A 21,791-nucleotide genomic window follows, 5' to 3' on the forward strand; every position below is an offset into this window, starting at 1 on the left:
TTATGCCTCACCAAGGTATGCGCGGATCACGTCCGGGTTGTTACGAATCTCTTCCGGCGTCCCGTTCGCCAGCGGCGTGCCCTGGTTCACGACATAAATCCGGTCGGAAATCCCCATCACCAGCTTCATATCATGCTCAATCAGCAGGATGGTAGTGTTGTGATGGTTACGCAGTTCGACAATCAGCTCGTCCAGCTCTTTGGTCTCTTTTGGGTTCAGACCGGCCGCCGGTTCATCGAGCATCAGGATTTCCGGCTGTGTCACCATGCAGCGCACAATCTCCAGACGGCGTTGATCGCCATAAGCGAGGTTGCTGGCCTGACGGTTAGCGTGCGCTAACAAACCAATGCGATCCAGCCAGGTTGCGGCGCGATCCAGCGCTTCACTCTGCGCACGACGAAACGCCGGCGTTTTCAACAGGCCGGAGAAAACTCCGGTTTTGAGCTGCTGATGCTGCCCTACCAGCAGATTTTCAATCACCGTCATTTCGCGAAACAGACGCACATGCTGGAAAGTCCGCACCACGCCCATACGGGCGATTTGCTGTCCCGGCAGCCCTTCCAGGTGCTGGTCACGCAGCATAATGGTGCCGCCCGTCGGTTTATAGAAACCGGTCAGGCAGTTAAACACGGTGGTTTTGCCCGCGCCGTTCGGGCCAATCAGCGAAACGATCTCCTGCGGGCGCAGCTCTAACGACACATTGTTGACAGCCAGCAGACCGCCAAAGCGCATCATCAAACCGTTTACGGATAACAGTGGCTGACTCATGCCTGCTCTCCTTTCGCTTGCCCGTTTTTCAATTTCAACTGCGGACGGGTCATCGGCAGCAAGCCTTGCGGACGCCAGATCATCATCAGTACCATCAAACCACCCAGCATCAACATGCTGTATTCATTAAAGTCACGCATCAACTCGCGGGAAACCACCAGCAGGATAGCCGCGAGGATCACCGCAAACTGCGAGCCCATACCACCCAATACCACAATCGCCAGCACAAATGCCGATTCGGCGAAGGTGAACGATTCCGGGCTGACAAAGCCCTGGCGCGCGGCAAACAGCGTACCGGCAAAACCGGCGAACGCGGCGCTGATGGTAAAGGCCGTCAGCTTAATGCGTGTTGGGTTCAGGCCGAGCGAGCGGCAGGCGATTTCATCTTCACGCAGCGCTTCCCACGCGCGCCCCAGCGGCATGCGTAGCAGACGGTTAATCACAAACAGCGTCAGCACCACCAGCAGCAACGCCACCAGGTAGAGGAACACCACACGGTCACTGGGATCGTATTCCACATGGAAGAAGTTGCTGAACGTGTCCCAACCACCTTCACGGGCAGTACGGCTGAACTCCAGACCGAACAGGGTCGGTTTGGGGATCTGGCTAATACCGTTCGGGCCGCCGGTGATTTCGGTGTTATTCAACAACAGGATACGGACGATTTCGCCGAAGCCCAGCGTCACAATCGCCAGGTAATCGCCGCGCAGTCGAAGCACCGGGAAACCGAGCAGGAAACCGGCGGCAGCAGAAACCAGCCCCGCCAGCGGCAGGCACGTCCAGAAACCCAGACCGTAATAGTGGTTCAGCAGTGCGAAGGTATATGCACCGATGGCATAGAAACCGCCGTAACCCAGCACCAGCAAACCAGAAAGCCCGACCACCACGTTCAGGCCGAGGCCAAGGATGATATAGATCATCGTCATGGTGGCGATATCCACCGTGCCGCGTGAAACGACAAACGGCCACGCCACCGCAATCACCAGCAGCGCCAACAGGAACAACTTCTGTTTGAGCGTAGAGCCATCAATTGCCGGCAGCACGAATTTCGGCCCGGAAACGCCCTTCAGGCTTTTCTGGAATACAGGCCGCAGCAACTGGAAGAAAAACACCACCGCCGTGCCGATAAAGATCCACTGCCAGCGAATATCCGCCGCAGTATCAACCACCAGTTTGGTGCCGTTCAGCTCCAGTTGAACGCCCATAAAGACGCTCGCCAGGATGAAAAACATCGCCGCTGAGAGCAGCGCCATCGCAAAATGCATCGGTTTCATACTTTTTCAACCTCCGGGCGACCGAGGATGCCGGTCGGCATCACCAGCAGCACCACAATCAACAGCGCGAACGACACCACATCTTTGTATTCGGTGCTCAGATACGCCGAAGAGAGGGATTCTGCGACACCCAGGATCAGGCCGCCGATCATCGCGCCCGGAATGCTACCGATACCGCCCAGCACCGCGGCGGTAAATGCTTTCATCCCGGCCATAAAACCGATATACGGGTTGATAACGCCATAGAACTGGCCAAGCAGCACGCCCGCCACCGCCGCCATAGCCGCGCCGATCACAAAAGTCAGCGCGATAACACGGTCAGTGTTGATACCCAACAGACTTGCCATTTTCAGGTCTTCCGCACAGGCGCGACAGGCGCGCCCCATACGGGAATAGCGGATGAACAGCGTCAGCGCCAGCATGGCAACGAAGGTCACAATCCAGATAACCAGTTGCATAGTGGTGATCGCCGCAGAGAAGTTTTCGCTGCTGCCGACAACCCACTGCCCATTAAACAGGCTTGGTAGCGCCACATCGCGGGAGCCTTCGGTCAGGCTGACGTAGTTTTGCAGGAAAATAGACATGCCGATGGCGGAAATCAGCGCAATCAGGCGTTTGGAGTTGCGCACCGGCCGATAGGCCACTCGCTCGATACTCCAGCCATAAGCGCTGGCAATGATAATGGCGCCGACGAAGCCGGCCGCGACCAGCAGCCAGCTGGAGTCGATACCCATCATCATCAGCGCGGCGATGATCATAAAGGAGACATAACTGCCGATCATATAAACCTCGCCGTGGGCGAAGTTGATCATGCCGATAATGCCGTAAACCATGGTGTAACCAATGGCGATCAATGCGTAGGTGCTTCCCAGCGTGACGCCGTTAAACATCTGCTGCAAGAAATAGAGAAACTGCTCGGACATAACGTAACCTTCTAAAATCTCCCGAAACATTGCGCCCCGGGAGAGGGATGACAGTTATTTCGCCACGGACGACGAACCATCGGCGTGCCATTGGAAGACACCGAATTCAAATCCTTTCAGATCGCCTTTTTCATCCCAGTTCAGCGGCCCAATCACGGTTTTAGCCCCGTTGGCTTTTAAATCTTTAATCAGTGCCAGTGGCTCACTGCTGCCGGTACGCTCCAGCGCGGTGGCCAGCGATTGCACGGCGGCGTAGGTGATCCACACATACGGGCCGCTCGGATCTTTCTTCTCGGCTTTCAGCGCATCGACAATACTCTGGTTCGCCGGATCCTGGTCATAACGCTTCGGCATCGTCACCAGCATGCCTTCTGCCGCATCCCCCGCGATATTCGACAGCGAGGCGTTGCCCACGCCTTCCGGTCCCATAAACTGGGTTTTCAGACCGCTGGCGCGCGCCTGGCGCAGGATTTGTCCCATCTCCGGGTAGTAACCACCGTAGTAGACAAAGTCGATATTTTCTTTTTGCAAACGCGACACCAGCGCAGAAAAATCCTTCTCACCGGAGGTGATGCCATCGAAGAACACCACATTCGCACCGCCCGCCTTCAGCCCTTCCTGCACGGAGCGAGCAAGGCCTTCGCCGTACTGCTGCTTATCGTGAATGATGGCAATACGCTGCGGTTTCACGGTGTTCAGGATGTACTTCGCGGCGGTCGGCCCTTGGGAGGAGTCCAGCCCGGCGGTACGCATAATGTGTTGATAGCCGCGCTGCGTCAGCTCCGGGTTGGTCGCACCGGGCGTGATCATCAGGATACCTTCGTCTTCGTAGATGTCCGATGCGGGCTGTGTTGATGATGAGCAAAGATGGCCAATTACATATTTCACACCGTCATTGACGATTTTATTCGCCACGGCAACAGCTTGTTTTGGGTCACAGGCGTCGTCATATTCCTCGGCGACCAGTTTATCGCCCTTGATCCCGCCCTTAGCGTTAATATCGTGGATAGCCTGGCGCGCACCGTTGAACTCCATATCGCCCCACTGGGCAACCGGACCGGACATCGCACCGACAACCGCTATCTTAATATCCTTCGCCATGGCCGCGTGAGACATCGCAAGTGCTACTATCCCCGCGATTAATGTCTTCGCGTTCCTTTTCATTGTTGTAAATCCCCATTCGTGATGTCGTGTTTACACTTCCTGCCTCAGGCAGCCGGAACGTTGGCTTGCTGTTGCCTGAATTATTCGTGTAATAATTTTGTTTTATTATGGTTAAAAAGCATTCTGTACTTTTAATGCACAACGCTATTTTTACCAGTGCCTTTAATGGTTTAGCGCAGTTTTTTAGCAAAAACCAGACTAAATCCTCTATTTTTCAGGCTATTAAGCAGAGATAATATTCTGTATTTCTTCTGAGATAAACAAAAAAAGCCCCGACTCCAGCATAAAATAACGGCATATAAAGCGGAATAAAACGCTACCAATTAGGTTAAAATCCTGCCTGTTTTTCGATCTCCAATGTTTAACACTACGCCAACCGCTGCGGCAAAATTATTCACCTGTCGAATGAAAAATAAAAAACGATCAAACCCTGCCATGCGAAATTGATTACACTCACACTATGTTTTGCGTTTTGGACAAGCTGTACATGAAATTGACTATCGTCCGGCTGGTGACCTTCACCGAACAGGATCATATTGATTTAGCGAAAGTCTGGCCGGAATACTCCTCTGCATCGCTTGACGTGGATGACACTCACCGTATCTACGCGGCGCGTTTTAATGACCGTCTGCTGGCTGCCGTTCGCGTGACGCTACTCGGCGTCGAAGGGGCGCTGGATTCCCTGCGCGTGCGCGATATCACTCGTCGTCGCGGCGTGGGGCAATATCTGGTGGAAGAAGTGATGCGTGATAACCCATCGATCACCAGTTGGTGGATAGCCGATATTGGCGTCGAAGACCGGGCCGTAATGGCTGCCTTCACCCAGAGACTGGGATTTACCGCGCAGGAAAACGGCTGGGAAAAACGATAAAGCCCGCACTGTGGATGTGCCTGGTGGCGCGACGCTTAACAGACCTGCCTTCAAAAAAGAAAAAAAGCCGGGATTCTCCCGGCTTTTTCAATTAGTTCGGACCTGGATTTTCGCCTCGCAGGAAAGCGGTAAGTTCCCTCATCACCGGGAGCTTACTGAAGTCAGTGACCGGGGTGAGTGCGTGCAGCCAACGCCACTGAGGCGCGAAAGACGACGCTCAGCCCAGGAAATCACTTAGCGTCAGTTGCTGTACCGTTCGCATGCCAGGTGAAGACACCGAATTCAAAACCTTTCAGATCGCCCTTCTCATCCCAGGAGAGCGGCCCCATTACGGTATCCACTGAATGGCCTTTCAGCCAGGTTGCGATAGCCGCCGGATCGGCAGACTGCCCCAAGCCTGCAGCCAGTGATTGCAGCGCAGCGTAAGTGGTCCATACAAACGCACCACTTGGATCCTGTTTCTTCGCTTTGATCGCATCCACAATCGGTTTGTTCGCCGGAACCTGATCATAGTTTTTCGGTTTGGTGACCAGCATACCTTCTGCGGATTCACCGGCGATGTTAGACAGGGAAACGTTCGCTACGCCTTCCGGCCCCATAAACTGGGTTTTCAGGCCAGCGGCACGAGACTGACGCAGGATCTGCCCCATTTCCGGGTGGTAACCACCGTAGTAAACGAAGTCAATATTCTCTTTTTTCAGGCGCGCAACCAGCGTAGAGAAGTCTTTTTCACCGGCAGTGATACCGTCGAAGAACACCACGTTCGCGCCGCCTTTTTTCAGCCCGTCCTGAACTGCACGCGCCAGACCTTCACCGTACTGCTGTTTGTCATGGATAACGGCGATGCGCTGCGGCTTCACTTTCTCCAGAATATATTTCGCCGCGGTCGGGCCCTGGTCAGAATCCAGGCCGGTGGTGCGCAGTGTCAGTTTGTAACCACGCGCGGTCAGCTCAGGCGCTGTCGCCGCAGGCGTGATCATCAGAATGCCTTCGTCCTCGTAGATATCCGACGCCGGCTGGGTAGAAGAGGAGCAGAGGTGGCCGATAACGTATTTAATGCCGTCATTGACCACTTTGTTGGCGACCGCCACCGCTTGTTTCGGGTCACAGGCATCGTCATATTTTACTGCAACCAGTTTGTCGCCTTTGATTCCACCTTTGGCATTAATGTCGGCGATAGCTTGTTCAGCGCCGGTAAACTCCTGGTCACCGTACTGCGCAACCGGACCGGACATCGCCCCGACAACGGCAACTTTGATATCTTTGGCGAATGCCACGTTGCTCATTGCTAACGCAATACATCCTGCCAGTAACGCTTTGCCCTTCATTTTCATCCTGAGTTTCCCCATTGTTATGGTTATTGCATTTGTTGTGATGTTGTTGTGTGGCACATTATTTCGCTTATTATCATAAGCAAAGAATATGATAGTAGTTTTTAGCCGTTCTGCCCGTGCCTGAGCAGCATACTCTGCTAAAACATACCCCATTTTTCGGAATATGGAATAACAATTTTGAAGGTTGTACGACAGACCGATGACAGAAAATGAGAAAGCCGCCCATCAGGCGGCTGAATAATTAATCCGTCAGCGACTGGGAGAGAATATCCAGCGCCTTGCGGAACTGAACTTCCGGAATGGTTAACGGGTAGAGGAAGCGAATAACGTTGCCGTAAACCCCGCAGCTCAGCAACAGCAGCCCGTCCGCCAGCGCTTTTTCCTGCACCTGTTTAGTAAATTCAGCAGATGGCGCGCCGGTTTGCGGATCGTTAAATTCCACCGCCACCATGGAGCCCTGTGCACGGATATCAGCGATATAGGGGCATTGCGCTTTTGCGCGGTTCAGCACTTCCACCAGATGTTGACCCAGATGGTTCGCCCGTTCGCAGAGATTTTCTTCTTCAATCACGTCCAGCACCGCATGTGCCGCCGCGATAGCGAGCGGATTGCCCGCATAAGTGCCGCCCAAACCACCCGGTGCAGGCGCATCCATCACCTCCGCACGCCCGGCCACCGCCGAAAGCGGCAAACCACCGGCGAGACTTTTCGCCATGGTGATTAAATCCGGTTTCACATCGTAATATTCACTGGCAAAGAGCTTACCGGTGCGGGCAAAACCGCTCTGCACTTCGTCAACGATCAGCAGAATACCGTGGCTATCGCACAACGTGCGCAGCGCCTGCATAAAATCATTCGGTGCGACGTTAAAACCGCCCTCGCCTTGTACGGGTTCCAGCAGAATGGCGGCCACCTGATCCGGCGCGATATCCGCTTTAAAAATACGTTCCAGGCTTTTCAGCGCCTCGTCAGTGCTCACACCGTGCAGCGCGTTGGGATACTGGGCGTGGTAAATCGAACCGGGGAATGGGCCGAAGCCAATTTTATACGGCGCAACTTTGCCGGTGAGCGCCATAGTCATGAAAGTGCGACCGTGGAAACCGCCGCCAAAGGTAATAATTCCGGGGCGTTTGGTATAGGCGCGGGCAATTTTAACCGCGTTTTCCACCGCTTCGGCGCCAGTCGAGAAAAACGCCGTTTTCGCCGGGCCAGCAACCGGCACGCGTTCGTTAATACGTTCCGCCAGCGAGACATAACTTTCGTAAGGAACAATCTGGTAAGCGGTATGCGTAAATGCCTGTAACTGTTTTTCCACCGCCGCCATCACTTTTGGATGCCGGTGCCCGGTGTTAAGCACCGCAATCCCGGCGGCAAAGTCGATCACTTCGTTCCCTTCCACATCCCACAGCGTCGCGTTTTCAGCTTTTTCAGCGTAAAAACCGCACATGACCCCGATGCCACGCGGCGTCGCCTGTAAACGGCGCTGATTCAATTCGTTGTTCTTCACCTTGATTGCCCCCTGTCTGTGTATGCCCGCTTATCAAGTATATAGCGCCTTTGATAAAGCGATGTTTTACTCAGTCTCGCGCAAGCGCAGGGACACCGACAGGACAGCTTCCCTGCCGCGTTGTGACAGAAGACGAATGAACGCGTGATGATGTGAAGATAGTGGTGGCGGGATAATTCAGATAATAAAAAGCCGGGTGAGGCTTGCGCCGACCCGGCTTATTCACTGCAATACGCTTACGCTTCGATCGCGGCGCGCAGTTTTTTCATTGCGTTCTTTTCAAGCTGACGCACACGCTCAGCGGATACGCCGTAGCGATCGGCCAGCTCCTGCAAGGTGGTCTTGTTATCTTCGTCCAGCCAACGGGCACGGATGATCTGCTGGCTGCGTTCGTCGAGCCCCTGCATCGCATCGGTCAGCTTGTTGGCCGCCTGCTCTTCCCAGTTATCATCTTCAATGCCATCGGCAAAGTTAGATGATTTATCCTGCAGATAGAGCACTGGTGCCATCGGCTGACTATCGTTCGCGTCGTCATCGGAAGACATATCAAACGTCATGTCCTGCGCCGCCATACGCGACTCCATTTCACGCACGTCTTTGCTGGTCACGCCCAGTTCACGGGCTACCATTTCCACTTCGTCCTGGTTAAACCAGCCAAGACGTTGTTTAGCTTTGCGCAGGTTAAAGAACAGCTTACGCTGAGCTTTGGTGGTCGCGACTTTCACAATACGCCAGTTGCGCAGCACATACTCGTGGATCTCAGCTTTGATCCAGTGCACGGCGAAAGAGACCAGGCGCACACCCACTTCCGGGTTAAAGCGACGCACGGCTTTCATCAGGCCAATGTTACCTTCCTGGATGAGATCCGCCTGCGGCAGACCATAGCCCGAATAGTTACGAGCAATATGAACAACAAAGCGCAGGTGAGACAGAATCAGCTTTTTCGCTGCTTCCAGATCGCCCTGGTAATGCAGCTTTTCAGCCAGTGCCCGCTCTTCATCAGCCGTCAACATCGGCCATGCGTTCGCAGCCCGGACGTAAGATTCCAGGTTACCAACAGGGGCTAAAGCTAAAGTTTGCATTTCTTTGGTCATTCAAATCCTCTCAATTCACTTATCAGCTGGCGGCGGTCTGTCCCCATCAGGCAACAAACATGCCAGCACTTTTGAGCAACGAGAATAGCATTCACATTTTTATCAGACAGTGATTTTATCCACAAGTTCCTTGTAGGTCTGTGAATAAATTACGCACAAAATGTGACATCAGGATGATAAACCGGAGCAAGGAACCTCAGAAGGGGTATTACGCTTCCCTGCTACGGGAATACTTCACGTGCAGGGAAAGAGTATACCAGAGATTCTTTAGTCCGGAGTAAAGTGACGTAAATGTTGAACCGTTGCCAGCCAGGCGGCAATCCAGCCAATCATCGAACACACCAGCAACAGCAGCAAGCACTCGTCAAACGACAGCCCGCTCAGCTCAAACTGCGTGCCGAATACCTTCGCCACTTCCGTCACCGCCGACGACAAGCGCATCACCAGGATTTCCGACAGGATCAGCGATAAAAACGCGCCGGAGAAACCGAGCAACGCGCCGCCATAGAGGAACGGGCGCAGGATAAAACCGTCCGTTGCACCAATCAGCTTTTGCACGTTAATGGTATCGCGACGGGCGAAAATGCTCAGCCGCACGCTATTGCCGATCACCAGGAACACGGCCGCAACCATCAGTACACCAATCATGGCTGCCACGCGCCCGACCAGGCCAGTCAGCGATGCCAGCCGCGCAAACCAGCTGTCATCCATGCGCACTTCATCAATACCTTGAATGCGGGAAATGCGGTCACGCAATGTGTTCAGCGAATCGGTACTCTGGAAATCCAGTTTCGGCACCACCACCGCCACGGCGGGCAGCGGGTTCTCTTCGAGCATATCCAGCGCGCCGCCAAACCCGGACCAGTTACGGAACTCGCCCAGCGCATCTTCACGCGACAGGTAATTGACCTTTTCCACGCCCTGTTCGGACTGGAGCTGCCCCACCACCTGCTGCGCCGCTTTGTCATCCAGCGCTTTATCGAAATAGACGGTGATCTGCGGCGACGGATAGTACTGCGACGCTGCCTGATTAACGTTTTTATAGACCATGTAACAGACGCTGGGCAGCGTCAGAGAGATGGCAATGACCATCACCGTCAGGAACGTCGCCAGTGGTTTGCTTTTCAGATCCTGCAACGCACCGTGCCAGGCGTAGCGTACCTGCTCGTTAAAAACGTTACTCTTTCGCGAAGGCGCCTTAACTGGCGCTTTGCCGCGACGCGACGCATTACGGTTGCCCTCGCTGGAGGACGCGGACGATTTACGAAAACGGTCTAATTTGCTGCCAAACTGCCGAATGTGGTTTAGTGCATCGCGCTTATTCACCCGCCAGGCCTCCATGCAAATGACCGTCGCTCAGGCTCAGCATGCGGTACGAACGACGGGAAATCAGCCCGATATCGTGCGTTGCCATCAGCACCGTTACCCCTACGCGGTTAAACTCTTCAAACAGACGTAAAATCCCTTCAGACAGCGCTTCATCCAGGTTACCGGTCGGTTCATCCGCCAGCAGCACGGCCGGTTTGTTCACCACCGCGCGGGCAATCCCCACGCGCTGTTGTTCACCGCCGGAGAGCTGGATCGGGAAGCTTTTCGCTTTGTCGAGCAGCCCGACTTTATCCAGCGCCGCCGAAACGCGACGACGAATATCATCGCCGCTGGCACCCGCGATAATCAGCGGGATCGCCACGTTATCGAACACGGTTCTGTCCATCAGAAGGTGGTGATCCTGGAAAATCATCCCGATTTGACGACGCAAAAACGGCACTTCCCGGTTTTTCAAACGGGTAATATCGTGGCCGCCAAAGAGGATTTTCCCGGCGCTTGGCCGCTCAATCCCACAAATCAGCTTCAGCAGGGTACTTTTCCCCGCACCGGAATGCCCGGTCAGAAAGGCCATCTCGCCCTGCTGCAGGTGAAATGTCACCCCCTGCAGCGCTTGTCTCCCACCGAGATAGGCTTTGCTGACGTGTTCAAAGCGAATCATTGTTAATCCTCTCGGGCAAAAAGTGCCTCTATAAAATCGCCCGCATTAAACGGACGTAAATCTTCAATACGTTCGCCGACGCCGATGTAGCGGATAGGAATGCCAAACTGATCCGCCACCGAGAAAATAACGCCGCCCTTGGCGGTGCCATCAAGTTTGGTAAGCGTAATACCGGTTAAGCCGACAGCCTCGTGGAATAGTTTGGCCTGGCTAATAGCATTTTGCCCGGTGCTGGCATCAATCGTCAGCATCACTTCATGCGGCGCGTCTTCGTCCAGCTTCTTCATTACGCGGACAATTTTCTTCAACTCTTCCATCAGGTGCGCTTTATTCTGCAAGCGGCCTGCAGTATCGGCAATCAGCACATCGATATGGCGCGCTTTCGCCGCCTGGATAGCATCGAAAATCACCGAAGCGGAATCCGCGCCGGTATGTTGGGCAATCACCGGGATATCGTTGCGCTGGCCCCACACCTGAAGCTGCTCAACTGCGGCGGCGCGGAAGGTGTCCCCCGCCGCCAGCATCACCGATTTACCCTGCTGCTCAAACTGGCGCGCCAGCTTACCGATGGTGGTCGTTTTACCCACGCCGTTAACGCCAACCATCAAAATCACAAACGGAGTTTTACCTTCGATGTTAAGCGGCTCATCCACTTTGGCGAGGATCTCGCTCATCTCATCTTTCAGCAACCCGTAAAGTGCTTCCGCATCGCGCAACTGCTTGCGGCTCGCGCCTTCCGTCAGATTGGTGATGATTTTGCGCGTGGTTTCCACCCCGACATCGGCAATCAGCAACTGCTCTTCCAGTTCTTCGAACAGATCATCGTCGATCTTTTTCCCGCGGAACAGACTGATAAATCCGGAACCGAGGTTTTCTTTGGTTTTAAGCAGGCTGCGCTTCAGGCGCGCGAAGAACCCTTCTTTGGTCGGTTTTTCTTGCTCCTGCACGGATTCTTCAACCGGCACGACAACCACCGCTTCTTCCGCCGCTTCAGCGGCCAGCGCTTGCGCGTCCAGCTCTTCATCGCTTAGCGGAACATCGTCTTCTTCCAGCGGTTCAGCTTCCGCCTGCCACTCTTCAGCACCGATCTCCTGCTCAGCCACCTCTTCCGGCAGCGGCAGTTCTTCATGTTCGATAACCGCCGGGCTTTCTTCGATGACAGCTTCCGCCGGCGCCTCTTCGTGCACCAGTTGCTCGCTGACTTCGACAATTTCTTCGGCGAATTTTTCGCTGTCGGCTGCTGGCTCGGCAACCGGGGTTTCTTCAACCGGCTGCTCAGCTACAGGTTGCTGTTCGGTTTGCGCCTCTTCAGCCTTCTCTTTCTGCCCAAGGCCAAGCCAGGAAAAAAAGCCACGTTTCTTCTCATTTGCCATTGGCGACCACACTCCTCGCTATTGTTTCATGGCGCAGCCCGTCTGCACGGCCGGGACTGAAAACATTTGTTAATTAGTCGGATAGTCTACCACTTTCCTCAACTTGCATCACGGCCTGAGGATTAGGGTTTAACGTCATTCGACAGACCGCTAGAATAGCAGGTCGAAATGATGAGCAAAGCGATAACCATGAAGAAACCTACCCGCGCCGCCACCGGCCAGATCCGCATTATTGGCGGCCAGTGGCGGGGCCGTAAATTACCGGTTCCGGATAGCCCCGGCCTGCGCCCGACCACCGATCGCGTGCGTGAAACTTTATTCAACTGGCTGGCGCCGTCAATGGTAGACGCCCACTGTCTCGATTGCTTCGCCGGCAGCGGCGCGCTGGGGCTGGAAGCGCTCTCGCGCTATGCCGCCAGCGCAACCCTGCTGGAAATGGAGCGCAGTGTCGCCCAGCAGTTGCAGCAAAACCTGGCCACGTTAAAAGCCGCCAACGCGAAAGTGGTCAACACCAACACGCTGACGTTTTTAGCCAATCCCGGCACGCCGCACAATATTGCGTTTATCGATCCGCCGTTTCGTAAAGGGATGCTGGAAGAGACCGTGCGCCTGCTGGAAAACAACGGCTGGCTCGCCGACGACGCGCTGATTTATATCGAAAGCGAAGTCGAAAAGGGATTACCGCCTGTACCCGCTCACTGGCAACTGCATCGGGAAAAAGTCGCCGGGCAGGTAGCATATCGTTTGTATCACCGCGAAGCACAAGGAGAGAAGCATGCCGCTGTTGATTAACCTCGGGCGTCTGTTGATGCTCTGCATCTGGGCGTTTCTGATTCTGAACCTGATTAAGCCTTTTCCGCGTCCGCTGAACATTTTCGTCAACGTCGCGCTTGTCTTCACTGTTTTTATGCATGCGCTGCAAGCCACCATGCTGAAAACGGCACTGCCGAAAGACGGTCCGCAAATGAGCAAAGCGGAGCAAATTCGTGTTTTTCTCTTCGGCGTGTTTGAGCTGCTTATCTGGCAGAAGAAATTAAAAGAGAAGAAGTAGTCCCATCGCCCGGTGGCGTCCTGCTTACCGGGCTGCTTCCGGCGTAAAGTCCACAAAGCGCGAGCCCTGGTAACGCAGCACGCCTCTGTCGCCCACCGTCAGCGCATTATATTGCTGCTCATCCAGACGAAAACGCATCTCCGGCCCGCCGGCTTGCGGTTTAAAACTCACTTCATAACGCATGGCGGTTCCTGCGGGCGTAACCTGTTGCTGGCGAGAACGGCGCGGGTTAAGCGGTTTTTCCCGTTTGTTGCTCACCACCACACTTTTTTGTTGCTGCGGCGCACTGTCGTTTTCGGCTTTTTCGCGCCGTTGCTGTACAAAGCGGAAAGAGGCAAAAACCACAATCAATCCAATGGCGATAACGAAAAAAAGCGGTGGTTTACTCATAGCGAATACCTGTCGGAAAAAGCGGAATTGAGCTTATCGCGGCGGAAATAGCGTTGTCATCCTCCTTTTCCCGCCACTACACTGAGTAAGAGAGATTTACGCAACAATAACAGATACAGGGACTTAATTATGCTGTGGTCATTTATTGCTGTCTGCCTTTCCGCCTGGCTATATGTCGACGCTTCGTATCGTGGCCCGGTCTGGCAGCGCTGGGTTTTCAAACCCGTTACGCTCTTACTCCTGCTGTTACTGGCCTGGCAAGCGCCCATGTTCGATGCCATTAGCTACCTGGTGCTGGCGGGTCTGTGTGCCTCGCTGGTCGGTGATGCGCTCACGCTGTTGCCGCGGCAAAAACTGCTCTATGCCATCGGCGCGTTTTTCCTCGCGCATTTGCTCTATACCATCTATTTCGCCAGCCAGATGACGCTTTCGTTCTTCTGGCCGCTGCCGGTGGCGTTGCTAATTATCGGCGCGCTGCTGGTAGCGGTGATCTGGTCGCGCCTCGAAGAACTGCGCATGGCGGTCTGTACCTTTATCGCCATGACGCTGGTGATGGTGTGGCTGGCAGGCGAGCTGTGGTTTTTCCGCCCGACCAGCCCGGCACTGTCAGCTTTCGTTGGCGCATCGCTACTGCTGCTCAGCAACGTGGTCTGGCTTGGCAGCCACTATCGCAAACGCTTTAGCGCCGATAACGCTATCGCTTCCGCATGCTATTTTGCCGGGCACTTTTTGATTGTCCGCTCGCTGTATATTTAAAAGGCTTGACTCTGGAGTCGACTCCAGAGTGCATACTCCGGTTAATGAGAAAATTATCATTCACCGGAGGATGCCATGCCTGCCCCCACCTCATCGCCTGAACTGAAAAAAGCGCCGCAATTCGCGGCGATGAAACTGCGCCCAATTGAAGAAAAGGCGACATCCTGCTGCGCTGACAGCCACTGCGATGCGCGCGAAACACCCGAAATTTCCGCCGAAGGCGAACGCTATAGCTGGCAGGTTGACGGTATGGATTGCGCCGCCTGCGCCCGCAAAGTGGAAAACGCGGTGCGCCAGATCGAAGGCGTCGGCCAGGTTCAGGTCGCCTTTGCCACCGAAAAACTTATCGTCGTGGCGCAAGATGATGTGCGTGAGCGCGTCGAACGCGCCGTACAACAGGCCGGATATCAACTGCGCAGCGAAAACGCACCGGCGCCAGAAACTTCACGGCTGCGCGAAAACCTGCCGCTTCTCCTTTTAATTGCGATGATGGCGCTCAGTTGGGGTCTGGAACAGGTCAACCATCCGTTCGGCCAGATGGCGTTTATCGCCACCACGCTGGTTGGGTTGTGGCCGATTGCCCGCCAGGCGCTGCGCTTAATGAAAAGCGGCAGTTGGTTCGCCATCGAAACGTTAATGAGCGTGGCGGCAATCGGCGCGCTGTTTATTGGCGCGACGGCAGAAGCGGCGATGGTGCTGCTGCTGTTTTTGATTGGCGAGCGGCTTGAAGGCTGGGCCGCCAGCCGTGCGCGGCGCGGCGTCAGCGCATTAATGGCGCTAAAACCGGATACCGCCACACGCCTGCGCAACGGTGAACGCCAGCGTGTCGCGGCACGCGATCTGCAACCGGGCGATGTGATTGAAGTCCCGGCGGGTGGGCGTTTGCCTGCGGATGGTCGCCTGGTCTCGCCCTTTGCCAGCTTTGACGAAAGCGCGCTAACGGGCGAATCCGTACCGGTTGAGCGCGCAGAAGGTGAAAGCGTTCCGGCAGGTGCCACCAGCGTTGACCGTCTGGTGCAGCTTGAAGTGGTTTCTAAACCGGGTGAAAGCGCGATTGACCGCATTCTGAAACTGATTGAAGAAGCAGAAGAGCGCCGCGCGCCGATTGAGCGTTTTATCGACCGTTTCAGCCGCATTTACACCCCGGCTATCATGGCCGTGGCACTGCTGGTCGCCATCGTTCCACCGCTTTTGTTTGCGCAACCCTGGCTTGCGTGGATCTACAAAGGGCTGGCGCTGCTGCTGATTGGCTGTCCGTGCGCGCTGGTGATCTCAACGCCGGCGGCGATCACCTCGGGCCTTGCGGCAGCGGCACGTCGCGGTGCGCTGATTAAAGGCGGTGCGGCACAGGAGCAGCTCGGCAGCATTCGTCAGGTGGCGTTTGATAAAACCGGCACGCTGACCATCGGCAAACCACAAGTCGCCAGTATCACGCCGTTTTCCGGTACTGAAGAGGCCGAATTACTGACGCTGAGCGCCGCGGTTGAACAGGGTTCCACCCACCCGCTGGCGCTGGCCATTGTGCAGGAAGCGCAGCGACGTGCGCTGGCGATTCCGGAGGCTCTGGGGCAGCGCGCGCTGGCGGGCAAAGGCATCGAGGCGACGATTAACGGGCAGCAGGTGCTTATCAGCGCGCCGGACAAACTGCCGCAAGGCGCGCTTCACGACACCGTACTGGCGCAGATTGCGCAGCAGGAGAGCCATGGGCAAACCGTGGTGGTGGTACAGCGCGGCGGCGAGGTTATCGGTACGATCGGCTTGCAAGATACGCTGCGCGATGACGCCAGAGAAGCCGTTGCCGCCCTGCATGCGCTCGGCTTACAGGGCGTGATCCTCACCGGCGACAACCCGCGCGCCGCTGCGGCCATTGCTGGTCAGTTGGGGCTGGATTTCCGCGCTGGCTTGCTGCCGGAAGATAAAGTCGATGCGGTACGCGCACTCAACCAGCAAGCCCCGCTGGCAATGGTCGGTGATGGCATTAACGATGCGCCCGCGATGAAAGCCGCAACCATCGGTATCGCGATGGGGAGCGGAACGGATGTCGCGCTGGAAACCGCCGATGCCGCGCTCACGCATAACCGGCTGATTGGTCTGGGGCAGATGATTCGCCTGGCGCGCGCCACGCACAGCAATATTCGCCAGAACATCGCTATGGCACTCGGTCTGAAAGCGATTTTTCTGGTGACAACGCTGTTGGGAATAACCGGGCTATGGCTGGCAGTGCTGGCAGATACGGGCGCAACGGTGCTGGTAACCGCCAACGCGCTGCGCCTGTTGCACACCAAAGATTAATGGTTTTTACGCACTACATAGCGGTACGGCAAAGACTCGGTTTGCCCGGCAACCAGCTCGTGTTCCATAAAACGGCAAAAGCCGGGAATATCGCGGGTGGTTGCCGGATCGTCGGCGATAATCAGCAACGTTTCGCCGATTTGCATATTGCGTACGGTTTTGCGCACCATCATCACCGGCTCCGGGCAGCGTAAGCCCTGAGCATCCAGCGTATGGTCGGCGGTGGAAAACGGATCGGTCATCTTCATCTCGCAAGGGAAAAAACCGCATTAGTTTACGCCGCCTTTTTTGTGACGCAAGCAAGGTTAACGATTGCGCTAAAATTAACCATTGCATCCCACTCCGATTGCAGTATCATGCGGCGGCTCTGCTTGTCAGAGCATAAAAAGTACTGGGTTCCCTCACCCCATTTACCAAAAAGGTCACAATATGACGCACTTTTCAAACGCACAGCGCATGAAGGCGCTGGTCTGGCTTTCGCTTTTTCACCTGCTGGTGATCATCTCCAGTAACTACCTGGTGCAGTTGCCGGTTTCTATCTTTGGTTTCCATACCACCTGGGGCGCATTTAGCTTCCCGTTTATCTTCCTGGCGACAGATTTAACCGTGCGCATTTTCGGCGCGCCGTTAGCCCGGCGAATCATCTTCGCGGTGATGGTGCCCGCGCTGCTTGCTTCTTACGTTATCTCCTCGCTGTTCTACATGGGCAGTTGGCAGGGTTTCGGCGCGCTGGCGCATTTCAATTTGTTTGTCGCCCGTATCGCCACCGCCAGCTTTATGGCTTACGCGCTGGGGCAAATTCTTGATGTGCATGTCTTTAACCGCCTGCGCCAGAACCGCCGCTGGTGGCTCGCGCCTGCCGCGTCGACAGTTTTTGGTAACGCCAGCGACACCATCGCCTTTTTCTTTATCGCTTTCTGGCGCAGCCCGGATGCCTTTATGGCGCAGCACTGGACGGAAATCGCACTGGTGGATTACAGCTTCAAAGTGCTTATCAGCATCGCGTTCTTCCTGCCGATGTACGGTGTGTTGTTGAATATGTTGCTGAAAAGACTGGCAGACAAATCTGAAATTAGCGCGTTGCAGGCGAGTTAAAGGTACGGCTTAACAGATGTGATAAGATGCGCCGATGAGCCGTTATGGCTGTTTATTGAAAGGAAGAAGTCAATGCGCAATCTGGTGAAATATGTCGGTATCGGCCTGCTGGTTGTTGGGCTGGCTGCCTGTGATAACAGCGACAGCAAAAAACCTGTTCAGGGTGCTGCCGCCGAAAGCAACGCCAACGGTCAACCGGTAACCCTGCTCGACGGCAAACTCAGCTTCTCGCTGCCTGCGGATATGACCGATCAGAGCGGCAAACTGGGCACCCAGTCCAATAATATGCACGTATATTCCGATGCCACCGGTCAGAAAGCGGTGATTGTGATTGTCGGCGACAACACGACAGAAGAGTTAAGCGCGCTGGCAAAACGTCTGGAAGAGCAGCAGCGCAGCCGCGACCCGCAGTTGCAGGTGGTCACCAACAAATCTATCGAACTGAAAGGCCAGAAACTGCAACAGCTCGACAGCATTATCTCCGCGAAAGGCCAGACGGCATGGTCTTCCGTGGTGCTGGGTAAAGTTGACGACAAACTGCTGACCATCCAGGTGACGCTGCCTGCGGATAACCAGCAGCAGGCGCAAACCACAGCGGAAAACATTATTAACACCATCGTAGTGAAATAAGCCCCTCTGAACATGAAAAAGGGAACCTGACGGTTCCCTTTTTTCTACCCGGCAACCGCCACCGGCTTGTACTTCAGCCGCCAGGCCAGCAGTAAGGCTATTGCCACCAGTCCTGCGGCGGCGAAATAGATAGCCGAGACTCCCGCCTGCGCCATCAGCAACCCCGCCAGCGGCCCGGTTATCCCCAGCGATAAATCCATAAATACGGTGTATGTCGCCAGTGCTGAGCCCTGGTTATGCTGCGGCACTGCGTTGACTGCCACGACGCCCAGCGCCGGGAAAACCAGCGAGAAACCAGCCCCGGCAAGGAACACACCGAGTTTCGCCATCCACGGATCCACCGCCAGGCCAACCAGCACCAGCCCAAGGGTCTCGACCACAAAACAGAGCATCGCCACATTTAAACCGCCGAAGCGATTAATCCCATTCGGGAACAGCAGGCGCGCACCAACAAAGGCGCAGCTAAAAAGAGTAAGGGCAAACGCCGCATCTTCCCAGCCTTTCGCATCGTAATAGAGGGTAATAAAGGTGGCGATGACGCCAAAACCGGTAGTACCCAGCGCCAGCGCCATCCCGTATAACCAGACGCGTCCCAGCACGGCGCGAAACGGCAGCGGCTTGCCTTTGTTGGCTTTAACCGCCGCACGCGGCAGCGCCAGTAATATTGCCAGCAGCGCCACACCCATAATGGTCAGCGAGAGTCCATGCAGCCCGCCGTACTGATAACAGACCACTCCGAGCGGCGCGCCGATTGCCATCGCGCCATAGGTGGCAATACCGTTCCACGAAATCACCCGCCCGATATGTATCGACCCGACCACACCCACGCCCCAGAGCGTCGCGCCGGTTCCGGCGAAACTCTGGCCAATGCCTAAAATGACGCGCCCCAGACAAAGCAATATCAGGCCTAACACGCCAACACTGCCGCCAACGCCCGCCAGCAAATAGCTCAGCCCGCTCAGAAACGCGCCGCACAAACCGAAGATCACCACTTTTTTCGGCCCCAGCAGGTCAGCATAGCGCCCGGCATGCGGTCGGCTCAGTAGCGTTGCGAAGTATTGCAGGCTGATCACCAGACCGGCCCAAAACGCGCTATAGCCCATCACATCATGGACATAGCCAGGGAGCACCGCCAGCGGCAGGCCAATAGTGAGGTAACTGGCGAAGTTGAACATAACGACGGACAAAATCCGCAGATTGAGGCGCAATCCGCTTAGCGCCGGTTCGGCGGCGTTTTCAGGCATGGAGTTTTACTCAGTTTTTCACAACAGTGTTTCACTATTACCACGTGATGAAACAGAAAGCAGCATTCACTTTAAGAATATCTCTGGCGGGCGAAGGTGTGGCGGGGCACTACACTTAACGGGCCGATGACAAAAGGAATTAACCATGACACATCCTCAACCCGATCGGGCGGGTTTACATATTCTGTTAAAGCTGGCTTCGCTGGTGATCATTTTGGCCGGCATTCATGCTGCGGCCGACATTATTGTGCAACTTCTTCTGGCGCTGTTTTTCGCGATTGTTCTCAATCCGCTGGTTACCTGGTTTCTCCGGCGCGGCATTTCGCGCCCGGTGGCGATCGGCATTGTGGTGCTGGTGATGCTGGTTTTTCTCACTGCGCTGTTCGGCGTGCTTGCCGCGTCGGTTAACGACTTCATGACGCTGCTGCCGAGGTACAACCGCGAATTCACCAGGAAATTTATCCAGTTGCAGGATGCGATGCCGTTTCTTCGTTTGCACATGTCGCCAGAACGTATGTTGCAACGGATGGACTCTGAGCGGCTAATGGGCTTTGCCACCACCATGGCAACTCAGCTCTCGAACGCAATGGCCAGCATTGTTCTGTTGGTGATGACCGTGGTGTTTATGCTGTTTGAAGTGCGCCACGTACCTTATAAGCTGCGCTTTGCGCTGCATAACCCGCAAATTCATATCGCCGGACTGCACCGCGCGCTGAAAGGCGTTTCCCACTATCTGGCACTGAAAACGCTGCTGAGCGTGTGGACAGGCCTGATTGTCTGGGTCGGGCTGGTGTTTCTGGATGTGCAATTTGCGCTGATGTGGGGGGTGCTGGCGTTCCTGCTCAATTACGTACCCAATATCGGCTCGGTGATCTCAGCTATCCCGCCAATGATCCAGGCGCTGCTGTTTAACGGCACGTACGAATGTTTGCTGGTGGGTGGGCTGTTCCTTGTGGTGCATATGTTGCTTGGCAACATCCTGGAACCCCGCATGATGGGCCACCGCCTGGGGATGTCGACGCTGGTGGTGTTTTTATCGTTGTTGATTTGGGGATGGCTGCTTGGTCCGGTAGGAATGTTGTTGTCAGTGCCGCTAACCAGCGTGTGTAAAATCTGGATGGAAACCACCACCGGCGGCAGCAAACTGGCAATTTTACTGGGGCCAGGCAGACCGAAAAGCCGTCTGCCTGGGTAAAGTACCTACCAACCGGGGTAGTTTTATATCCGTAATCACAACTGCTAATATTAAGAAAATAAAAACGCCCATAATCTTATGGGCGTTTTTATTTTCAAATTCCGAATGAGATAAATCGCGGAAATTTACCTTAAGATGAGATAATAAACATAACAAATATATAACGCGGTCAAACAGCCAATTATTAATCAAGGAGCTTTGCGGTTATCTGATCCACGCATCAATTTGGTTATCAGTTTCCTAATAAAAGCTACCGTTGCGCAAAGCATAATGGTATTTTATCGCCCGCGCATTCATTCTCGTTCTGTAAATACTTATGATTCCAGCATAAAAATCAAGGTGGTACCATTTATTTTCAGAACAGCATCATTATTTCGCCTAAGTTTGCGTTATTAAATGTGTCACCAATCTTATATTTATTTGATACGGAGTTCTCATGAAAAAGATTGTTCAGTTACTGACTGCAATTGCTGTCGTAGGTGCGCTAACGGGTTGCGCGCGTACTGCCAGTATTCATAATATTAACACCCCGGTCAGTGCGGGCCATTCTCAGGCGCAGGTACGTGCTGCCATTCTGAAAGCCGGCCAACAACGCCAGTGGATCATGACAGATGCAGGTCCGGGCGTTATCAAAGGTCGCATGCAAAGCCGCGACCATACTGCAGAAATTCGTATTAACTACTCTGCAAACAGCTATTCAATTAACTATGAAAACAGCATGAATCTGAAAGCCTCAGATGGGAAGATTCATAAGAATTACAACCGCTGGGTTAACAACCTCGACAAAGATATTCAGCTGAATTTATCATCAGGTGCTGCGCTTTAATTGTCATCCAGCCTAGA

General features: G+C 54.8%; 22 protein-coding genes. 9 read left to right on the forward strand and 13 right to left on the reverse strand.

Annotated elements, in window-relative coordinates:
* From livG to livK, 4 genes are read right to left on the reverse strand one after another with little or no spacing between them, the layout of a single operon-like run.
* Positions 1-768 (reverse strand): high-affinity branched-chain amino acid ABC transporter ATP-binding protein LivG, encoded by a 768-nt coding sequence (gene livG, locus M8Q36_RS04345; RefSeq protein ID WP_017459568.1) that lies wholly within the window; start codon positions 766-768, stop codon positions 1-3.
* Positions 765-2,042, reverse strand: a complete 1,278-nt coding sequence (locus M8Q36_RS04350) for a high-affinity branched-chain amino acid ABC transporter permease LivM (protein ID WP_020455589.1) — start codon at positions 2,040-2,042, stop codon at positions 765-767. Before M8Q36_RS04350 ends, livG begins: the two co-directional genes overlap by 4 nt.
* The gene (gene livH, locus M8Q36_RS04355) at positions 2,039-2,965 is read right to left on the reverse strand and encodes a high-affinity branched-chain amino acid ABC transporter permease LivH (RefSeq protein WP_020455590.1); all 927 of its coding nucleotides are present in this window, start codon (positions 2,963-2,965) and stop codon (positions 2,039-2,041) included. The genes M8Q36_RS04350 and livH overlap by 4 nt, the downstream gene beginning before the upstream one ends.
* Positions 2,966-3,019: 54 nt before the next feature.
* Positions 3,020-4,129 (reverse strand): high-affinity branched-chain amino acid ABC transporter substrate-binding protein LivK, encoded by a 1,110-nt coding sequence (gene livK, locus M8Q36_RS04360; RefSeq protein WP_249880109.1) that lies wholly within the window; start codon positions 4,127-4,129, stop codon positions 3,020-3,022.
* Positions 4,130-4,616: 487 nt separating this feature from the next.
* Here livK and panM point away from each other — a divergent pair, with 487 nt between their 5' ends.
* A complete protein-coding gene (gene panM, locus M8Q36_RS04365) occupies positions 4,617-5,000 on the forward strand; it encodes an aspartate 1-decarboxylase autocleavage activator PanM (protein WP_200551339.1) in 384 nt (127 codons plus the stop codon).
* A 230-nt stretch (positions 5,001-5,230) separates the two neighbouring features.
* Here panM and M8Q36_RS04370 read toward each other — a convergent pair whose 3' ends face one another.
* From M8Q36_RS04370 to ftsY, 6 genes are all read right to left on the reverse strand, one after another.
* Positions 5,231-6,334 carry a branched-chain amino acid ABC transporter substrate-binding protein gene (locus tag M8Q36_RS04370; RefSeq protein ID WP_141402823.1) on the reverse strand — a complete coding sequence of 368 codons (1,104 nt, stop codon included), beginning with the start codon at positions 6,332-6,334 and terminating at the stop codon, positions 5,231-5,233.
* 241 nt (positions 6,335-6,575) lie between these two features.
* Positions 6,576-7,841: a 4-aminobutyrate--2-oxoglutarate transaminase gene (locus M8Q36_RS04375; RefSeq protein WP_017459574.1), complete on the reverse strand. Its 1,266-nt coding sequence runs from the start codon at positions 7,839-7,841 to the stop codon at positions 6,576-6,578.
* Between the two features lie 236 nt (positions 7,842-8,077).
* The gene (gene rpoH / locus M8Q36_RS04380) at positions 8,078-8,935 is read right to left on the reverse strand and encodes an RNA polymerase sigma factor RpoH (RefSeq protein WP_249880110.1); all 858 of its coding nucleotides are present in this window, start codon (positions 8,933-8,935) and stop codon (positions 8,078-8,080) included.
* A 267-nt stretch (positions 8,936-9,202) separates the two neighbouring features.
* Complete coding sequence (gene ftsX / locus M8Q36_RS04385) at positions 9,203-10,261, reverse strand: permease-like cell division protein FtsX (protein WP_249880111.1); 1,059 nt, start codon at positions 10,259-10,261, stop codon at positions 9,203-9,205.
* A complete protein-coding gene (gene ftsE, locus M8Q36_RS04390; RefSeq protein ID WP_017459577.1) occupies positions 10,254-10,922 on the reverse strand; it encodes a cell division ATP-binding protein FtsE in 669 nt (222 codons plus the stop codon). The genes ftsX and ftsE overlap by 8 nt, the downstream gene beginning before the upstream one ends.
* Before the next feature lie 2 nt (positions 10,923-10,924).
* Positions 10,925-12,295 carry a signal recognition particle-docking protein FtsY gene (ftsY, locus tag M8Q36_RS04395; protein WP_249880112.1) on the reverse strand — a complete coding sequence of 457 codons (1,371 nt, stop codon included), beginning with the start codon at positions 12,293-12,295 and terminating at the stop codon, positions 10,925-10,927.
* 189 nt (positions 12,296-12,484) lie between these two features.
* Between ftsY and rsmD the strand changes: the two genes are divergently transcribed.
* Both rsmD and M8Q36_RS04405 read left to right on the forward strand, forming a co-directional pair.
* Positions 12,485-13,087 carry a 16S rRNA (guanine(966)-N(2))-methyltransferase gene (rsmD, locus tag M8Q36_RS04400; protein ID WP_249880113.1) on the forward strand — a complete coding sequence of 201 codons (603 nt, stop codon included), beginning with the start codon at positions 12,485-12,487 and terminating at the stop codon, positions 13,085-13,087.
* Positions 13,077-13,346, forward strand: coding sequence for a DUF1145 family protein (locus M8Q36_RS04405; RefSeq protein WP_025263811.1), 270 nt, complete (start codon positions 13,077-13,079; stop codon positions 13,344-13,346). The genes rsmD and M8Q36_RS04405 overlap by 11 nt, the downstream gene beginning before the upstream one ends.
* 24 nt (positions 13,347-13,370) lie before the next feature.
* On the opposite strand, the gene M8Q36_RS04410 is transcribed toward M8Q36_RS04405, so the two are convergent.
* Positions 13,371-13,736: a DUF2500 domain-containing protein gene (locus tag M8Q36_RS04410; protein ID WP_249880114.1), complete on the reverse strand. Its 366-nt coding sequence runs from the start codon at positions 13,734-13,736 to the stop codon at positions 13,371-13,373.
* 129 nt (positions 13,737-13,865) lie between these two features.
* On the opposite strand from M8Q36_RS04410, the gene M8Q36_RS04415 reads away from it, so the two are divergent.
* Both M8Q36_RS04415 and zntA read left to right on the forward strand, forming a co-directional pair.
* Positions 13,866-14,492 (forward strand): lysoplasmalogenase, encoded by a 627-nt coding sequence (locus M8Q36_RS04415; RefSeq protein WP_249880115.1) that lies wholly within the window; start codon positions 13,866-13,868, stop codon positions 14,490-14,492.
* A gap of 75 nt (positions 14,493-14,567) precedes the next feature.
* A complete protein-coding gene (gene zntA / locus M8Q36_RS04420; RefSeq protein ID WP_249880116.1) occupies positions 14,568-16,784 on the forward strand; it encodes a Zn(II)/Cd(II)/Pb(II) translocating P-type ATPase ZntA in 2,217 nt (738 codons plus the stop codon).
* On the opposite strand, the gene tusA is transcribed toward zntA, so the two are convergent.
* Complete coding sequence (gene tusA / locus M8Q36_RS04425; RefSeq protein WP_025263810.1) at positions 16,781-17,026, reverse strand: sulfurtransferase TusA; 246 nt, start codon at positions 17,024-17,026, stop codon at positions 16,781-16,783. The two genes, zntA and tusA, sit on opposite strands and share 4 nt — an antisense overlap.
* A gap of 187 nt (positions 17,027-17,213) precedes the next feature.
* Here tusA and M8Q36_RS04430 point away from each other — a divergent pair, with 187 nt between their 5' ends.
* Both M8Q36_RS04430 and M8Q36_RS04435 read left to right on the forward strand, forming a co-directional pair.
* On the forward strand, positions 17,214-17,879 hold the full coding sequence (locus M8Q36_RS04430; protein ID WP_017459585.1) for a 7-cyano-7-deazaguanine/7-aminomethyl-7-deazaguanine transporter: 666 nt from the start codon (positions 17,214-17,216) through the stop codon (positions 17,877-17,879).
* A gap of 72 nt (positions 17,880-17,951) precedes the next feature.
* Positions 17,952-18,509, forward strand: coding sequence for a DcrB family lipoprotein (locus M8Q36_RS04435; RefSeq protein WP_065369566.1), 558 nt, complete (start codon positions 17,952-17,954; stop codon positions 18,507-18,509).
* Positions 18,510-18,553: 44 nt separating this feature from the next.
* On the opposite strand, the gene M8Q36_RS04440 is transcribed toward M8Q36_RS04435, so the two are convergent.
* The gene (locus M8Q36_RS04440) at positions 18,554-19,753 is read right to left on the reverse strand and encodes an MFS transporter (RefSeq protein ID WP_249880117.1); all 1,200 of its coding nucleotides are present in this window, start codon (positions 19,751-19,753) and stop codon (positions 18,554-18,556) included.
* 145 nt (positions 19,754-19,898) lie between these two features.
* Between M8Q36_RS04440 and M8Q36_RS04445 the strand changes: the two genes are divergently transcribed.
* Together M8Q36_RS04445 and M8Q36_RS04450 are read left to right on the forward strand one after the other, a co-directional pair.
* A complete protein-coding gene (locus tag M8Q36_RS04445) occupies positions 19,899-20,948 on the forward strand; it encodes an AI-2E family transporter (RefSeq protein WP_249880118.1) in 1,050 nt (349 codons plus the stop codon).
* Positions 20,949-21,384: 436 nt separating this feature from the next.
* Positions 21,385-21,774, forward strand: coding sequence for a hypothetical protein (locus M8Q36_RS04450; protein WP_200551327.1), 390 nt, complete (start codon positions 21,385-21,387; stop codon positions 21,772-21,774).
* Positions 21,775-21,791: the final 17 nt, after the last annotated feature.

Source organism: Kosakonia sp. R1.Fl, from assembly GCF_023516815.1.
Lineage (GTDB): Bacteria > Pseudomonadota > Gammaproteobacteria > Enterobacterales > Enterobacteriaceae > Kosakonia.

Excerpts from the sequence above, each read along its gene's own strand:
- livG (WP_017459568.1), bottom strand. The coding sequence starts at position 768 with ATGAGTCAGCCACTGTTATCCGTAAACGGTTTGATGATGCGCTTTGGC.
- M8Q36_RS04350 (WP_020455589.1), bottom strand. The coding sequence starts at position 2,042 with ATGAAACCGATGCATTTTGCGATGGCGCTGCTCTCAGCGGCGATGTTT.
- livH (WP_020455590.1), bottom strand. The coding sequence starts at position 2,965 with ATGTCCGAGCAGTTTCTCTATTTCTTGCAGCAGATGTTTAACGGCGTC.
- livK (WP_249880109.1), bottom strand. The coding sequence starts at position 4,129 with ATGAAAAGGAACGCGAAGACATTAATCGCGGGGATAGTAGCACTTGCG.
- panM (WP_200551339.1), top strand. The coding sequence starts at position 4,617 with ATGAAATTGACTATCGTCCGGCTGGTGACCTTCACCGAACAGGATCAT.
- M8Q36_RS04370 (WP_141402823.1), bottom strand. The coding sequence starts at position 6,334 with ATGAAAATGAAGGGCAAAGCGTTACTGGCAGGATGTATTGCGTTAGCA.
- rpoH (WP_249880110.1), bottom strand. The coding sequence starts at position 8,935 with ATGACCAAAGAAATGCAAACTTTAGCTTTAGCCCCTGTTGGTAACCTG.
- ftsE (WP_017459577.1), bottom strand. The coding sequence starts at position 10,922 with ATGATTCGCTTTGAACACGTCAGCAAAGCCTATCTCGGTGGGAGACAA.
- ftsY (WP_249880112.1), bottom strand. The coding sequence starts at position 12,295 with ATGGCAAATGAGAAGAAACGTGGCTTTTTTTCCTGGCTTGGCCTTGGG.
- rsmD (WP_249880113.1), top strand. The coding sequence starts at position 12,485 with ATGAAGAAACCTACCCGCGCCGCCACCGGCCAGATCCGCATTATTGGC.
- M8Q36_RS04410 (WP_249880114.1), bottom strand. The coding sequence starts at position 13,736 with ATGAGTAAACCACCGCTTTTTTTCGTTATCGCCATTGGATTGATTGTG.
- M8Q36_RS04415 (WP_249880115.1), top strand. The coding sequence starts at position 13,866 with ATGCTGTGGTCATTTATTGCTGTCTGCCTTTCCGCCTGGCTATATGTC.
- zntA (WP_249880116.1), top strand. The coding sequence starts at position 14,568 with ATGCCTGCCCCCACCTCATCGCCTGAACTGAAAAAAGCGCCGCAATTC.
- tusA (WP_025263810.1), bottom strand. The coding sequence starts at position 17,026 with ATGACCGATCCGTTTTCCACCGCCGACCATACGCTGGATGCTCAGGGC.
- M8Q36_RS04430 (WP_017459585.1), top strand. The coding sequence starts at position 17,214 with ATGACGCACTTTTCAAACGCACAGCGCATGAAGGCGCTGGTCTGGCTT.
- M8Q36_RS04435 (WP_065369566.1), top strand. The coding sequence starts at position 17,952 with ATGCGCAATCTGGTGAAATATGTCGGTATCGGCCTGCTGGTTGTTGGG.
- M8Q36_RS04440 (WP_249880117.1), bottom strand. The coding sequence starts at position 19,753 with ATGCCTGAAAACGCCGCCGAACCGGCGCTAAGCGGATTGCGCCTCAAT.
- M8Q36_RS04445 (WP_249880118.1), top strand. The coding sequence starts at position 19,899 with ATGACACATCCTCAACCCGATCGGGCGGGTTTACATATTCTGTTAAAG.
- M8Q36_RS04450 (WP_200551327.1), top strand. The coding sequence starts at position 21,385 with ATGAAAAAGATTGTTCAGTTACTGACTGCAATTGCTGTCGTAGGTGCG.